This is a genomic window from Claveliimonas monacensis, assembly GCF_014982975.1.
Lineage (GTDB): Bacteria > Bacillota > Clostridia > Lachnospirales > Lachnospiraceae > Claveliimonas > Claveliimonas monacensis.
Genome location: NZ_JADCKL010000014.1, coordinates 1 through 15,295, shown reverse-complemented (window position 1 = coordinate 15,295; position 15,295 = coordinate 1). Strand labels below are relative to the sequence as shown.

The window sequence follows — 15,295 nt, the reverse complement described above, 5'->3', positions numbered from 1 at the left end:
ACAATGGAAGATAATATTTTTGATAAAGTCCAGGAAGTAGACCTGAAGGAGAGAATGGAAAAATTTTACATCGAGTACGCCATGAGTGTTATCGCTTCCAGAGCCCTTCCCGATGTAAGAGACGGTCTGAAGCCGGTGCAGAGGAGAATTCTGTATTCCATGATCGAGCTGAACAACGGTCCTGACAAGCCCCACAGAAAATGTGCCCGTATTGTCGGTGACACGATGGGTAAATACCACCCCCATGGGGACAGCTCCATCTACGGAGCCCTGGTAAATATGGCCCAGGACTGGTCTACCAGATATCCTCTTGTGGACGGACACGGAAACTTCGGTTCAGTGGACGGGGACGGCGCGGCCGCTATGAGGTACACGGAGGCCCGACTGAGCAAGATTTCCATGGAGCTGACAGCGGACATCAACAAGGATACGGTAGATTTTACGCCCAACTTTGACGAGACAGAGAAGGAGCCGACAGTCCTGCCATCCAGATTTCCCAATCTCCTTGTAAACGGAACATCCGGTATTGCCGTGGGAATGGCCACAAACATCCCGCCCCACAATCTGCGGGAGGTCATTGACGCGGTGGTGAAGATCATCGATGACCAGATCGCGGACAAGGAAACGACCACCATGGAGGAGATTCTGCAGATCATCAAGGGACCTGACTTCCCCACAGGAGCTACGATCCTGGGGACAAGGGGCATTGAGGAGGCTTACCGGACAGGCCGGGGCAAGATCCGGGTGCGGGCCGTGACAGACATTGAGACAATGCCAAACGGCAAGAGCAGGATCATTGTCACAGAGCTTCCCTATATGGTCAACAAGGCAAGGCTCATCGAGAAGATCGCCGAGCTTGTGCGGGATAAAAAGATCGATGGCATTACAGAGCTCAGTGATCAGTCCAGCCGGGAAGGCATGAGAGTGTGCATTGAACTCAGAAGAGATGCCAACGCAAACGTGATCTTAAACCAGCTCTACAAACATACCCAGCTTCAGGATACTTTTGGTGTCATCATGCTGGCACTGGTAAACAATGAGCCGAAAGTTATGAATCTTCTCGATATGCTGAACTACTATCTGCAGCATCAGGAAGAAGTGGTGACAAGGCGCACAAAATACGAGCTCAATAAGGCGGAGGAGCGCGCCCACATTCTTAAAGGACTGCTTATCGCCCTTGACCACATCGACGAAGTGATCCAGATCATCCGCAGCTCTGCCAATGTGCAGGATGCCAAGGCGGAATTGATGAAACGCTTTGATCTCTCTGACGCCCAGTCCCAGGCTATTGTGGATATGCGTCTTAGAGCTCTGACAGGTCTGGAAAGAGAGAAGCTGGAGAACGAGTACGATGAGCTGATGAAGCGTATCGGCGAGTTGAAGGCGATCCTGGCTGACAGAAAGGTCCTTCTTGGCGTGATCAAAGAAGAGATCCTTGTCATCAAAGATAAATACGGAGATGACAGAAGGACAAAGATCGGATTTGACGAGTTTGACATTTCCATGGAGGATCTGATTCCCAAGGAGAATGTCGTCATCACCATGACAAAACTTGGCTATATCAAGCGCATGTCTGAGGATACCTTTAAGTCCCAGCACAGAGGAGGAAAAGGCATCAAAGGCATGCAGACCATAGACTCCGACTATGTGGAAGAGCTGTTTATGACACATACCCATCACTATATCATGTTCTTCACTACGACAGGACGCGTCTACAGGTTGAAGGGATACGAGATACCTGAGGCAGGCAGGACTGCCAGGGGAACAGCTATCATTAATCTGCTCCAGCTGCAGCCGGAGGAGAAGATCACAGCTGTCATCCCAATTGACGAGTACCGTGACGGGGAATACCTTTTCATGGCTACAAGAAAGGGACTTGTGAAGAAGACTCCTCTGAAGGAGTATGCGAATGTGAGAAAGACCGGACTTGCCGCCATCACCCTGCGGGATGACGATGAGCTGATCGAAGTGAAGTATACAGACAACCAGAAAGACATTATCCTGGCTACCAAGTATGGACAGTGCATCCGCTTCCATGAGACAGATGTGAGACCTACAGGAAGAACATCTATGGGCGTGCGGGGCATGAATCTGACAGACCACGATGAGATCATCGGCATGCAGCTTTCCTCCCAGGGAACTCACCTGCTGACTGTATCTGAAAAGGGTATGGGCAAGCGTACAGCAATGGAAGAATTCTCTCCCCAGAACAGAGGAGGAAAAGGTGTTAAATGCTACAAGATCACAGAGAAGACAGGAAATGTAGTAGGCATCAAAGCTGTGGACGAAGATGATGAGATCATGATCATCAATACAGAGGGCATTGTGATCCGCATGAAGTGCAGCAGCATCTCCATCCTTGGAAGAATAACTTCTGGTGTGAAACTGATCAATTTACAGGAAAATGATAAAGTTGCCAGCATCGCCAAGGTGAGAAAGGGAGATGAAGAGGAAGAAGAAGAGTCTGAGTCTTCGGAGAAAACAGATGATACAGATAATTAAATAAAGTCCATAAAAAGAACTGGCACACGCTGTTTGAAAGAGGTGTGCCAGTCCTTTTATATTCCTGACTTAAAATTGTACATAAGAGAGGACTTAACAGACATCCTGAAATCTGCTGTCTTTCAGGTTGTTCAGAATGATCTCAGCTGTCTTTACCACTGTGCCGGAAACCATTTTTGTGCAGTGTGCTTTTCTCTCCGGTGACTGTTTCTCCATTCCTCTTGTAAGCACGCGGCAGCAGGCAGCTCCATAGTTCTCTTTAAAGAAATCGTGGAGTTCGTTGCAGAGCTTAAAGCAGAGCTGATTACGCGGATCGCCCGGCTCTGTGCGTCCGTAGAAGTAGCCGATGCACATGGTCCCTCCGGCCAGAGCGCCGCAGATGCATCCCGCTCCTCCAAGGCCCCATGGAAATCCGGAACTCATGGCAATGGCGTCATCGGACATCTCAAGTTCAAAATTTTTCTTAATTGCATAGATGACAGATTCAGAGCAGGTAAAACCGGAATTGAAAATATGTACGGCATCCTCCCTCAATTTCTCCATATCGATCGATGTATTCATAGAAAAAACCTCCTTTTGTAGATATTATAGGACGGAGGGGGTAAAACTGCAATTGGGGACGTAATATTTTGAAAAAATATTACGTCCCCAATTGCAGTTTTACCTGTGTTATTGTGTATCATCTCCCTTGTATTGTTGGAATGTGTGCTCAATTGAACTTGAAATTTATTGAAAAACGATAAATATATATTGAAAAACGATTTTTAATATGATATATTCCTCTTAGATAGCAGAAGAACAAAATGAAATGAAACGTAAAATGAGAAGGGAGAGATAGATGTATGCGGAATGAAAAGATCATCAGAGCGACAAAAGGAGTGCTGGATTTTATGTTTTTTTCAGGGATTGCTGTGGTTGTGACGCTTCCCTGGACGCTGAAGCTGGCGGGAAGATATTATGACGATACTCTGCAGGAGCAGTATATCCCCATGCTGGTTACACTGGCAGTTTCCGGAATATTCGGAATATTGATCGTCAGTCAGCTACGAAAGATGATGGAGACAGTTGTGAATGGATCCTGTTTTGTCTATGAGAATGTAAAAAGCCTGCGTCTGATGACAAGGTTCAGTCTCTGTATCACAGCAGCCTTTTTATTGGAAATGTTTTTTGTACCCACGATCGCAGCAGTGGTGATCGCAGTGATCTTTTTTGTGGCGGCGCTGTTCAGCCAGGTCCTGTCGCAGGTCTTTGGGGAAGCGGTCCGGTATAAGGAGGAGAACGATCTGACAATTTGATGGAGAAGAAGATGGCATATACATATATGCGGAGCAAACAGCAGGAGGTGAGGGAGCATGGCGATCGTGATTGATTTAGATGTGGTCATGGCACAGAGAAAAATGGGTGTAAAGGAGCTGGCAGAGAAAATAGATATTACAATGGCCAATCTTTCGATATTGAAAAATAATAAGGCAAAAGCGGTCAGATTTACGACTCTGGACGCGCTGTGCCGGGAACTGGGCTGTCAGCCGGGAGATATTTTAAAATATGTGCCGGATGAAGAAAAAGACAGTGATGAAGAAAAATAGAGGAACAGAAAGGTGGGAGCATATGGAAAATAGCAGGTCAGATACAAGGAGATCGAAATTTGTAGAAAATAATCGCTATTTTGCAGGAATTAGTGTAATCTACGGTGTTCTCTTTACAGTCTTTTGTTACAAAAATCTAAATGGAATTACTTTTGTGTTGCATACAGCTATGACAGTGGGTACTGCCATCCTCTTTTTTAAGAAGCTTGGAATGTCCTGCAATAGGGAATTCTTTCCATATGGGGCGGGCATCATCCTTCTTGGAATTTCCACTGTGCTGACAGACTCTGGATTTCTTGTGGTCTTTAACTGGGCAGGGATCATGCTCCTTTTTATGGCGGGAATGGTCCGATGTTTCTGCGGGGAGGGAGAGTGGAACTTCTTTTCCTACTTAAAGATGATCGTGATGATGGGCATAAAAACAGTGGTCTTTTCCTTCCACATATTCAACCTAAAGGACCTGAAAAAAGGAGGAAGAGAAGGGGAGAAAGAAGAGGAAAAGAGAGAAAAAATGCGATCTGTACTTGTGGGGATCGTGATAGCTTTTGTCCTGCTTATCGTTATCTTTCCGCTTCTGGCAAGCTCAGACCGGGTTTTCGCGGCCATTTTTGAAAACATATTCCAGATGCCGGAGAATCTGCATATCAGTTCTGTAGTTGTCATTGTGTGCATGACCCTGTTTGGGATCCTGATCATCTACGGCGTATTCTATGCCTTTGCTGCAGGCGAATGCTGCCCGAAAGAGGGAAAAAGAAGGAATTATGAAGCAGTCACAGGCATAACATTTACCGGCATGATCGCTGCCGTCTATGTTCTGTACTGCTTCGTGCAGGTGTACGTTCTTTTTCTCAAAAATGACGGGGGACTTCCAGAAGGCATGACGTATGCCGGGTATGCGCAGGAAGGTTTCTGGCAGCTGCTGTTTATAGGAATGATTAATTTTGTACTTGTTATTTCAGTTGTATATTCATTCCAAAAAAATAGAATTCTGGACATTATTCTGACAGTCATATGCGGATGTACATTTATCATGACAATATCTGCCATGTACAGAATGTTCATGTATGTCCGTGTCTATCATATGACATTCCTGCGCATCCTCGTACTTTGGTTTTTGATCTTGAATCTTGTCATGATGACAGGAGTTGTGATCTTTATCTATAAGAAAAAATTTTCGCTGTTCAGGTTTGTGACGGCTGCTGTCTCCTTCGGATACATTTTGCTGTCATTTCTGCATCCTGATTATCTGGCAACCTCCTATAATATCCGCACTATGGAGAAGATGACTGCGGCGGATGCCATATATATGATCAGTACCTCTTCTTATGATGCAGCGCCGGCCCTTGCCGAGATCCATGTGGAAGAGCTGGACTACTCGGACGGGTTCTACACAGAGAGCATCGTGGAAAATGAGCTTCGCCAGTATTTCCGGAGAGCCCGGCAGGATGATGAAAAGCGCACCATCAGAGAGTACAATGCTTCTGTGTGGAGGGCAGCACAAGTTTCTCCGTGGAAAGAAAGTTAGAATTGATAGGAAACAAAAAAGAAGATAGAATAGAGTGAGAGAAAAAAGACAGGAACAGTAGGAGGAAATGCAATGGCAGATAAAGTAAATGATCTTCGCAGCGCGCTTGCGCTTTTAAAATCCATGCCAGGACAGCTCATCGAGACAGATGTGGAAGTAGAGCCCATGGCGGAACTCTCCGGCGTGTACCGGCACGTGGGGGCAGGCGGGACCGTCATGCGCCCCACCAAGGAAGGCCCGGCTATGATCTTTAACAATGTAAAAGGACATCCGGGGGCAAGAGTGGCTATCGGTGTGCTTGCCAGCAGAAAGAGAGTGGCAGCCCTCCTTGGGGGCAGACCGGAGGATCTTGGAAAAATGCTCTGGCACAGTGTGGACAACCCCATACCGCCAGTCCTGAAAGAAGGATCAGCCCCCTGCCAGGAGGTGGTGCACAGAGCAGAGGATCCGGACTTTGATCTGTACAAATTAGTGCCGGCGCCAACCAACACGCCGGATGATGCAGGCCCCTATATCACTCTGGGAATGTGCTATGCTACCCACCCCGACACAGGGCGCAGCGATGTGACGATCCACAGACTCTGCATTCAGGGAAAGGACGAGCTCTCCATCTTTTTTACACCGGGGGCAAGGCACATTGGAGCCATGGCAGAGAGGGCGGAGCAGATGGGACAGAGGCTCCCCATCTCCATCAGCATCGGAGTAGACCCTGCCATAGAGATCGGTTCCTGCTTTGAACCGCCGACAACCCCTCTTGGGTATGATGAGCTGGCAGTGGCAGGAGCGCTGAGAAATGAGCCGGTAGAGCTCTGCAGATGTCTGACTGTCAATGAGAAAGCCATCGCAAATGCAGAGTATGTCATTGAGGGAGAAGTGGTCCCCCATGTCCGCGTGCAGGAGGATCAGAACAGCCACACAGGATACGCGATGCCGGAGTTCCCGGGCTACACCGGACCTGCCAGCGATCAGTGCTGGCTTATAAAGGTGACAGCAGTGACCCACAGGAAAAATCCCATCATGCAGACCTGTATCGGACCCAGCGAGGAGCATGTATCCATGGCCGGCATCCCCACAGAGGCCAGCATTTACGGTATGATCGAGAAAGCGATGCCGGGAAGGCTGCAGAATGTATACTGTGCTTCGCCGGGAGGAGGAAAATACATGGCTGTCCTCCAGTTCAAAAAGCTCTCACCAAGCGATGAAGGCAGACAGAGGCAGGCAGCCCTCCTTGCATTTTCAGCTTTCAGCGAGCTGAAACACGTGTTTATTGTGGATGAGGATGTGGATTGTTTTGATATAAATGACGTACTCTGGGCGATGAACACCAGGTTCCAGGGAGACGCGGACATCATCACCATACCGGGTGTGAGATGTCATCCGCTGGATCCCTCCAATGACCCCTCCTGTTCACCAGGAATCAGGGATCACGGCATTGCCTGCAAAACCATTTTTGACTGCACGGTTCCCTATGACCAGAAGGAACGGTTTGTGAGAGCAAGATTTATGGATGTAGATCCGGAAAGATGGACCAAAGATGCAAGATAAGGTTATAAGAAAGAAAAAAATCGTTGTGGCTGCGACCGGGGCCAGCGGCATTCCGATTTTGAAGGAATGTCTGCAGATCATCCGGCAGGATCAGGAATATGAGTCAGTCCTCATTATGAGCAGGAGCGCTGTGCTCACGCTGGAACATGAGATGGACTGCAAAAAAGAGGAGATAGAAAGACTGGCAGATCAGGTATATGATCCGGAGGAAATAGGAGCCGGTCCGGCCAGCGGATCTTACAGGACAGCCGGGATGCTCATTGTTCCCTGCAGTATGAAGACAGTGGCAGGGATCTGCAGCGGGTACGCGGACAATCTGATCCTGCGGGCAGCAGACGTGACGATCAAAGAGCAGCGTCCTCTTGTCCTGGCGGCCCGGGAGACGCCCCTTAGTCCGGTTCATCTGAGAAATCTCTATGAGCTCTCAAAGATGCCGGGGGTTCGCATCATTCCGCCTATGCTGACATTCTACCAGAAGCCGGAATGTATGCAGGATATGATCCGGCACATAGCCGCGAAACTTGTGGAGCCTTTTGGCATTGAAGCGGAGGGATACCGCCGCTGGGAGGGAATCTAGCTAAACTAGGGCGGGAGGAAAAGAAAATGGAAGAAAGAATCATAGAAAAAGTCCTCTCCTTTACAAAATTGACTGTAAAGATCACAAAGATCGGAAATGATTACCACATCATCCTTGCAGGAGGAGATCGCCCACATATAGGATGTACTGTGCTGGCTACCCCCCGGCCCTCCCTCAAGGGAGACGGCAAGGTCAGCAGCACAGCCTCTGTTATCAATGTGACAGGACACAAGGACGAGTACCTGTGCCGGTATCTGGCAGAGAAAATGGCAGCAGCCCAAAATGCTGTAGTCGTATGTACAGGGGGATTTCATACGGACGGGATCACAGAGGAGCAGATCCGGGAAGTACAGCAGGCTGTGGAAGAGATGATACTATAAAAAAGAAAAGGTCGTGAGTATATGTCTGAGACAAGTGACAAAATAAGAAAACTCTTTAAAGCAGGAGATGATATCCGGGACGCAGGTCTTAAAGAGCCGGAAGATGTGGAAAAATACCGGGATATCCGCTACGGGACAGAAGATCCCATGCAGGTGATGGATGTGTACCGTCCGGCCGGGCGGGAAGGACTGCTTCCTGTTATTGTCAGCGTCCACGGCGGAGGATGGGTGTACGGGGACAAGGAGAGATATCGGTTCTACTGTATGGACCTGGCAAGGAGAGGATTTGTGGTGGTGAATTTTTCCTATCGTCTGGCGCCGGAGCACAAATTCCCGGCCCCTCTGGAAGATACCAACCTGGTCTTTGAATGGATGGCGGAGCATGGGAAGGCGTATAGCATGGATCTGGACAGGGTCTTTGCCGTGGGGGACTCGGCGGGGGGCAATATCCTTTCGCTTTACCTGGCTGCCTGCACAAATGCATCTTTCAAAGAAAAATGGGAAAAAGAGTGCAGGCTGCAGATACAGGACAGCATTTCTGTCCGTGCGGCGGCACTGAACTGCGGCGTATACAAAATAGAAAATGACATGGGAGGAGATACGCCGGCGCTGATGGAAGACTATCTGCCGGGCAAAGGGACGGAGGAAGAACTGGATATGATCAGCTCCATTTCACATATAACGGGAAACTATCCTCCTGTGTTCCTCATGACCTCCTCCGGTGATTTTACACAGAGCCAGGCTCTTGCCATGGCGGAATGTCTCATGGAGCGGAAGGTACCCTTTCTGTTCCGATTTTACGACAATGAGACCCATGATCTGAAGCACGTCTTCCACGTGGATATGAAATGTCCTCAGGCAGAGATCTGCAACGATGAGACATGCCGGTTTTTCATAGAAATTTTGAATAGAAGATAAGACCGCACAAAAGCCCTCCGGCTTTCACTTGACGGAGGGCTTTCTGTGTGTATTTGTGAGAGCTCAGATCTGAGCGCCTTTCACGGCCCGGTAACTGAGGCCTGTGATGACCAGGGAGAGGACGATCAGCGTCACCATCCCGATGAAAGGATTGCCGCTGGAAGTGTCTGAATATCCCATGATAAAGAGGAAGAAGGACATCAGCCTGGCAAAAACCTCCGGGAAAGCGACCATGAGCACAGGCATGCCGCCGACCACCAGGAGAGGAAGCCCCACTGCGATGCCGATCTTCCCGGGTTTGGGAGAGCGGTAAAAGCAGATGGAAATCAGATATCCTACCACAAAGAAGACGTACATGACAAGGAAGGAAATCACCAGCTCCACCAACAGACGCAAAACAGGACCGGCATTGTTCACATAGCCCGAGTAGAGGGTGGAGGAAATGGTCATATACGATACATTGGCGGCGGGCAGCGCTTCCAGGATATACAGAGCCAGCACATCCATGGCGGACATGACAGCGCTGAGGATCACAAGGCACATGCAGGCGCCTGCGAAAATCTTCTTTCTGGAGACACCGTTCTGCATAAACAGGTAGAAATACTCCCGGAACATGCAAAGTCCCACGATCAGACAGAAGAACTCGGAGGAGAATCCGAGGCCGCTCCTCTCTGTGCCGCCTGCCACATTCATCCCTATCACGGCGAGAGAAATGATGAGCAGGATGACAAGATAGTAGACGACAAGCGCCTTTGCAAGGTCAAAACACTGATATTTTAATATTTTTTTCATACTCTTTCACACTCCTTTCAGATCCAATTACATTGAGGTGAGCTGGATAAACAGCTTCTGCAGATCTATGGGTGACCTCTCCAGCCCCTCAGGCAGCCGCGCGCCGTCGTCGCCGCAGATGTAGACGGACTTCAGTCCTCCGATGACATCCGAGCCAATGACCTCTGCCTTGGCGGGGAGAGACGCTACATAAGAGTCTACCTGGGAGATTGTTCCGGACACGGTGCAGCTGTTTTCCAGGATGCTGTCTCTGGACTGATTTTTCAAAATTTCACCTTTTTTTATAATAATTACTTCTTCTATGACATTTGCCACTTCTTCGATCAGGTGGGTGGAGATTACTGCTGTAAATGGCTCTTCACTGTATTTCTCGATCAGCAGCCTGTAAAAGAGATCTCTGTGGTAGGCGTCCAGCCCCAGGACAGGCTCGTCAAAAAAGACATAGGGCACATTTACGGAAAGAGCCAGTATATTTCTGAAGATAGACTGATAGCCGGTGGACAGGCTTTTTATTTTCTTTTTTATATTTAGTTCAAACATTTCCGAAAGTTTCAGAGCATTCGCCTCATCGAAGGAGGGATAAAATGTTTTTGTCACTTTGAAGGCATCTTTTACTTTCATGCTCTCCGGGTACAGGTTCATCTCATTGATGAGAAACATTTTCCTCAGTGCTTCGTCGTTTTCTGCGGAGGGCACGCCGTCCACGGACACATATCCCTCATTTGGATATTTGCGGTTGCTGATGATATTCAGCAGAGTGGATTTACCGGCTCCATTTCTTCCCAGAAGTCCGTAGATCTTTTCCGCCTCAAAAGTGAGGGTCACATTTCGAAGCGCCTGCGTATCTTTAAATGACTTTGATATATTTTTTACTTCAATTCCTTTCATTTAGAAAACCCCCTCTCGATCATGGCAATGACATCTTCGCTTGAGATGCCCAGTCTCCTGGCCTCGTCTATAAGGCTGCTTATATAGTTGGTATAAAATTGATCCTGTCTCTTCTTTCGAAGCTTCTGTACCGCTCCCTCTGCCACAAACATGCCAACGCCCCTTTTCTTATAAATAATGTTCTCGTCCACAAGAAGATTGATCCCCTTGAGGGCAGTAGCCGGATTGATCTTATAGTTTACGGAAAATTCAGTGATAGATGGAATCTGGGACTCTTCCGGAAAAGCCCCGGTGAGGATACCGTCCTCGATTCCCTCTGCGATCTGGATAAAAATAGGTTTATCCTGGCCTGGATTGATATTCACTCCATAGACACCTCCCTCTGCGGTTATTTAAGAAATATTTCTCTTACAGCTGTCTGCTATGGTTTATTGGTTAGTTACTTGAGTAATTAACTATATATGTATTGAAACACAGGGAAGGGAAAATGTCAATACTGGAATTGAAATATATGGATAAAGACAGTATACTAGTGAGGGAATGCGCGGGCAGAAGATGCCCATTACACTATTTACATGGGAGGAAATCAATGAGGACAGTCCAGGTAAGTGAGATAACAAAAAATATTAAAGAAATGTGTATAGAGGCAAACCATTATCTTTCCAAAGATATGGAAGCTGTTATGGAAAAGGCGGCGGAAACAGAGAAGGCGCCTCTCGGAAAGCAGATCTTAGGTCAGCTGAGGGAAAATCTTGACATCGCGGCCAAGGATATGATCCCTATCTGTCAGGACACGGGTATGTCTGTGGTCTTTCTGGAGATCGGGCAGGATGTACATCTGGAGGGAGGACTTCTGGAGGATGCAGTCAATGAAGGCGTCCGCCAGGGATACACGGAAGGGTATCTTCGCAAATCTGTGGTGGGTGATCCCATTCTCCGGGAGAATACAAAAGACAACACACCCGCTGTCATCCATACCAGGATCGTGGGCGGAGACAGAGTGAAGATCAAAGTAGCTCCCAAGGGATTTGGAAGTGAAAATATGAGCCGTGTCTTTATGCTCAAGCCGGCAGACGGACTGGAGGGAGTCAAACATGCCATACTGACCGCCGTAAAGGATGCAGGTCCCAATGCCTGTCCTCCCATGGTGGTGGGAGTCGGCGTGGGAGGCACCTTTGAAAAATGCGCCCTCATGGCAAAAGAGGCTCTGACAAGAGAGGCGGGATCTCACTCATCCATCCCCTGGGTGCGGGAGCTGGAGGAGGAGATGCTGGAGAAGGTCAACAGTCTGGGGATCGGACCAGGGGGACTGGGAGGCAGCACGACAGCCTTTGCCGTCAATGTCAATACGTATCCGACCCACATTGCAGGACTGCCGGTGGCAGTAAACATATGCTGTCATGTAAACCGGCATGTTGTGCGAGAAGTATAGGAGGGCTTAAAATATGGAAAAACATATGCATGTGCCAATGACAAAAGAGGAGGCAGCAGGCCTTAAGTCCGGGGATTACGTTTACCTTACAGGAACGATCTACACGGCCCGGGACGCTGCTCACAAGAGAATGGACGAGACCCTGGATCAGGGGAGAGACCTTCCATTTGAGATAAAGGATCAGATCATTTACTATATGGGGCCCTCCCCCGCAAGGGAAGGCCGCCCTATCGGCTCAGCGGGACCGACCACAGCGAGCCGTATGGACAGATATACCCCGCGTCTTCTGGATCTTGGACTTGGGGCCATGATCGGGAAAGGCAAGCGAACACAGGATGTGATGGACGCCATCGTGAGGAACGGATGTGTCTATTTTGCGGCTGTGGGAGGAGCAGGCGCGCTTCTGTCTAAATGTATCAAAAGGTCCGAGGTGATCGCCTACGATGACCTGGGGACAGAGGCCATCCGCCGCCTGGAGGTGGAGGATTTTCCGGTCATCGTTGTCATAGACAGCGAGGGTCATAACCTCTACGAGACAGCCATCAGAGAATATCAGAAATAACACAAGAAGGAGCTTACAGAGATGAAAAGGATATTACTTATGATCTTCCGGAACATTTTCCTCGTTCCGTATGCGTGGTGCAAACTCTGCTATCACGCAGCCCACCCAGAAAAATATACGGATGAGGAGCAGTATGCCCTTCTGAAATATATTACTCTTCGGGCGAACAGAGGGGGAAATGTGAAGATCGCGGCCTATGGTGTGGAAAACATTCCCGAAGAAAACGGTTTTATGTTTTTTCCCAATCACCAGGGACTTTACGACGTGCTGGCCATTATCGAGGCCTGCCCAAAACCTTTTGCCGTTGTAGCGAAGAAAGAGATCGCGAACATCCAGTTTTTGAAGCAGGTGTTTGCGTGTATGAAGGCTTACATGCTGGACAGGGAGGACGTGCGCCAGGCCATGCAGGTCATCATCCACGTGACAGAGGAAGTGAAAAAGGGCCGGAATTATCTGATCTTTGCGGAGGGAACCAGATCAAAGAACGGCAATCATCCCGGGGAGTTTAAGGGAGGCAGTTTCAAATCTGCCACAAAGGCAAAATGTCCCATTGTTCCGGTGGCTCTCATCGACTCTTTCAAGCCTTTTGACACAAATACGATCAGCCCGGTCACAGTTCAGGTACATTTTCTGAAGCCTATGTACTATGAAGAGTACAAGGATATGAAGACCACAGAGATCGCAGCGGAAGTGAAAAGGCGGATCGAAGAGGTCATCGGTCAGTATGCATAAGGCTTACAATCTGATTTAAAAATATGGGGGATTTTTATGTCTGTAAAAACAGATGCTTCCCGGCAGATCACAGAGGGAGTTATATGGAAACAGCTCCTTATCTTTTTCTTTCCGATCATGCTGGGGAGCTTTTTTCAGCAACTTTACAATACAGTAGATACAGTGGTAGTAGGACAGTTTGTGGGAAAAGAAGCGCTGGCAGCAGTGGGAGGTTCCTCAGCGCAGATCGCCAGTCTCATTGTGGGATTTTTTACAGGGCTGTCTTCAGGAGCCTCTGTCATTATTGCACACTTTTTTGGGGCGAGAGACAGAAGATCTGCCAGCAAGGCAGTACATAATGCCTATGTTCTGGCTGTGGCAGGGGGAATTGTGCTGACCGTGCTTGGCATTTTACTGACGCCGCATATGCTCTCCTTGATGAATACGCCCGAAGCGACTATGGGGGATGCAGTTCTCTATCTTCGCATCTATTTTGGGGCTCTTACTTTTACTTTCATATATAATATGGGAGCCAGCATACTGCGGGCGGCAGGGAATTCGCGCACGCCGCTCTATTATCTGATCGTATGCTGTCTTACCAATATCGTGCTGGATATATTACTGGTGGCTGGCCTTGATATGGGAGTAGCCGGAGCTGCCATTGCTACCTTCATTTCCCAGGCGCTCAGTGCCGTTCTGATCACGATCAGGCTGGCAATAGACAGGGGACCGCTGCGGATCACATGGAAAAGAATGCGCTTTACAGGATCGATCCTTGTTTCGCAGCTTAAGCTCGGGATACCTACTGCGGTTGAGTCTGTCCTGTTTGCCATTACAAATATAGCCATCCAGGCGGCCCTCAATACATTTGGAACGGATACGGCGGCAGCCTGGTCAGCTTTTGGAAAAATGGATGCCGTATTCTGGATGGTCAGCACTTCCTTTGGAATTGCCATCACTTCATTTGTAGGTCAGAACCACGGTGCAGGAAAAAGAGAAAGAGTAAAAAAGAGTACAAAAATATGCCTTCTTATGGACTTTGCCGTGTCAGCTGTCATCGTGATCGTGCTGGTCGCGCTGAGAACACCTCTTTTCCGTATGTTCACGTCGGATCAGAATGTCATTGAAATAGGGAGCCAGATGGTCCTGCTCATCACACCCTGGTATATTGTGTACGTATTTATAGAAGTGCTGGCAGGAGCTATGAGAGGTGTGGGAGATGTACTTGTGCCCATGATCATCACACTGGTTGGGATCTGCGTGCTCCGGATTGTGTGGCTTGTGGGCGCTATGGAGATATCACCTACTATCGACGCGATCATTTTCAGTTACCCGGTGACATGGATTTTGACAGCCGTGGCATTCATTGTATATTACTGGCGGAAGACGTTTTTGGAGAATAAGAAAAAAATGCGTTGACAATCAAGCAGGGGTTTAGTATAATAACTTCTGCTGGAGAAATACTCAAGAGGCCGAAGAGGCGCCCCTGCTAAGGGTGTAGGTCGGGCAACCGGCGCGAGGGTTCGAATCCCTCTTTCTCCGTTAGGCAAAAACTGCTGAGAGGCTCAGTAGTTTTTTGTTTGCCTTAGCTGGAAGAAAAACAATGGAACATATTGTGTTTCTTCTATATATAAATATACTACCAATTGAGTGTTGAGAAAAAAGAAAAAAACTTCAAAAAAAGTATTGACACAGAGAAAAACAAATGGTATTATGTTTAAGCTGACTCGCGAGAGACAGCAAAAACAAAAAAGAACCTTGATAACTGAACAATAGACAACGACCCTGAAAATTTCTAAGAGAAATATTCAGAACGGAAATCAGATCGAGCGAAAGCGAAGATCTGATGCCAACAGTAAATAACGGGATAGGAAAGC

16 protein-coding genes and 1 tRNA gene are annotated in these 15,295 nt (G+C 48.2%); 13 read left to right on the top strand and 4 right to left on the bottom strand.

Annotation, left to right across the window (positions count from 1 at the left end; all coding sequences use genetic code 11):
• Nucleotides 1-3: 3 nt before the first annotated feature.
• Entirely contained in the window at nt 4-2,502 is a 2,499-nt protein-coding gene (gene gyrA, locus INF30_RS12935; protein WP_226395518.1) for a DNA gyrase subunit A, read from the top strand.
• Nucleotides 2,503-2,595: 93 nt separating this feature from the next.
• Here gyrA and INF30_RS12930 read toward each other — a convergent pair whose 3' ends face one another.
• The gene (locus INF30_RS12930; protein WP_226395517.1) at nt 2,596-3,063 is read right to left on the bottom strand and encodes a C-GCAxxG-C-C family protein; all 468 of its coding nucleotides are present in this window, start codon (nt 3,061-3,063) and stop codon (nt 2,596-2,598) included.
• A 281-nt stretch (nt 3,064-3,344) separates the two neighbouring features.
• Here INF30_RS12930 and INF30_RS12925 point away from each other — a divergent pair, with 281 nt between their 5' ends.
• The 7 genes from INF30_RS12925 (at nt 3,345) to INF30_RS12895 (ending at nt 9,033) form a co-directional block, all read left to right on the top strand.
• On the top strand, nt 3,345-3,797 hold the full coding sequence (locus INF30_RS12925; protein ID WP_226395516.1) for a DUF2975 domain-containing protein: 453 nt from the start codon (nt 3,345-3,347) through the stop codon (nt 3,795-3,797).
• Nucleotides 3,798-3,854: 57 nt separating this feature from the next.
• Nucleotides 3,855-4,088, top strand: coding sequence for a helix-turn-helix domain-containing protein (locus tag INF30_RS12920; RefSeq protein ID WP_076779825.1), 234 nt, complete (start codon nt 3,855-3,857; stop codon nt 4,086-4,088).
• Nucleotides 4,089-4,242: 154 nt separating this feature from the next.
• Nucleotides 4,243-5,613, top strand: coding sequence for a DUF4153 domain-containing protein (locus tag INF30_RS12915; protein WP_226395515.1), 1,371 nt, complete (start codon nt 4,243-4,245; stop codon nt 5,611-5,613).
• 72 nt (nt 5,614-5,685) lie between these two features.
• The gene (locus tag INF30_RS12910) at nt 5,686-7,158 is read left to right on the top strand and encodes a UbiD family decarboxylase (RefSeq protein WP_226395514.1); all 1,473 of its coding nucleotides are present in this window, start codon (nt 5,686-5,688) and stop codon (nt 7,156-7,158) included.
• Entirely contained in the window at nt 7,148-7,735 is a 588-nt protein-coding gene (locus INF30_RS12905) for a UbiX family flavin prenyltransferase (protein ID WP_226395513.1), read from the top strand. Before INF30_RS12910 ends, INF30_RS12905 begins: the two co-directional genes overlap by 11 nt.
• A gap of 26 nt (nt 7,736-7,761) precedes the next feature.
• Nucleotides 7,762-8,115, top strand: coding sequence for a prenylated flavin chaperone LpdD (gene lpdD, locus INF30_RS12900; RefSeq protein ID WP_226395512.1), 354 nt, complete (start codon nt 7,762-7,764; stop codon nt 8,113-8,115).
• A gap of 21 nt (nt 8,116-8,136) precedes the next feature.
• Nucleotides 8,137-9,033 carry an alpha/beta hydrolase gene (locus INF30_RS12895; protein WP_226395511.1) on the top strand — a complete coding sequence of 299 codons (897 nt, stop codon included), beginning with the start codon at nt 8,137-8,139 and terminating at the stop codon, nt 9,031-9,033.
• Nucleotides 9,034-9,096: 63 nt separating this feature from the next.
• On the opposite strand, the gene INF30_RS12890 is transcribed toward INF30_RS12895, so the two are convergent.
• The 3 genes from INF30_RS12890 to INF30_RS12880 are packed head-to-tail and all read right to left on the bottom strand — an operon-like array spanning nt 9,097 to nt 11,078.
• Complete coding sequence (locus INF30_RS12890; protein ID WP_226395510.1) at nt 9,097-9,825, bottom strand: hypothetical protein; 729 nt, start codon at nt 9,823-9,825, stop codon at nt 9,097-9,099.
• A 27-nt stretch (nt 9,826-9,852) separates the two neighbouring features.
• Entirely contained in the window at nt 9,853-10,713 is an 861-nt protein-coding gene (locus tag INF30_RS12885; RefSeq protein ID WP_226395509.1) for an ABC transporter ATP-binding protein, read from the bottom strand.
• A complete protein-coding gene (locus INF30_RS12880) occupies nt 10,710-11,078 on the bottom strand; it encodes a GntR family transcriptional regulator (RefSeq protein ID WP_076779809.1) in 369 nt (122 codons plus the stop codon). The genes INF30_RS12885 and INF30_RS12880 overlap by 4 nt, the downstream gene beginning before the upstream one ends.
• A gap of 224 nt (nt 11,079-11,302) precedes the next feature.
• Between INF30_RS12880 and INF30_RS12875 the strand changes: the two genes are divergently transcribed.
• The 5 genes from INF30_RS12875 (at nt 11,303) to INF30_RS12855 (ending at nt 14,960) form a co-directional block, all read left to right on the top strand.
• Nucleotides 11,303-12,145: a fumarate hydratase gene (locus INF30_RS12875; protein ID WP_226395508.1), complete on the top strand. Its 843-nt coding sequence runs from the start codon at nt 11,303-11,305 to the stop codon at nt 12,143-12,145.
• A gap of 13 nt (nt 12,146-12,158) precedes the next feature.
• Nucleotides 12,159-12,707 (top strand): Fe-S-containing hydro-lyase, encoded by a 549-nt coding sequence (locus INF30_RS12870; protein ID WP_076779806.1) that lies wholly within the window; start codon nt 12,159-12,161, stop codon nt 12,705-12,707.
• A gap of 21 nt (nt 12,708-12,728) precedes the next feature.
• Nucleotides 12,729-13,439, top strand: a complete 711-nt coding sequence (locus INF30_RS12865; RefSeq protein WP_226395507.1) for a lysophospholipid acyltransferase family protein — start codon at nt 12,729-12,731, stop codon at nt 13,437-13,439.
• Nucleotides 13,440-13,475: 36 nt separating this feature from the next.
• Nucleotides 13,476-14,837, top strand: a complete 1,362-nt coding sequence (locus INF30_RS12860) for an MATE family efflux transporter (RefSeq protein ID WP_226395506.1) — start codon at nt 13,476-13,478, stop codon at nt 14,835-14,837.
• Nucleotides 14,838-14,872: 35 nt separating this feature from the next.
• Nucleotides 14,873-14,960, top strand: a tRNA-Ser gene (locus INF30_RS12855).
• Nucleotides 14,961-15,295: the final 335 nt, after the last annotated feature.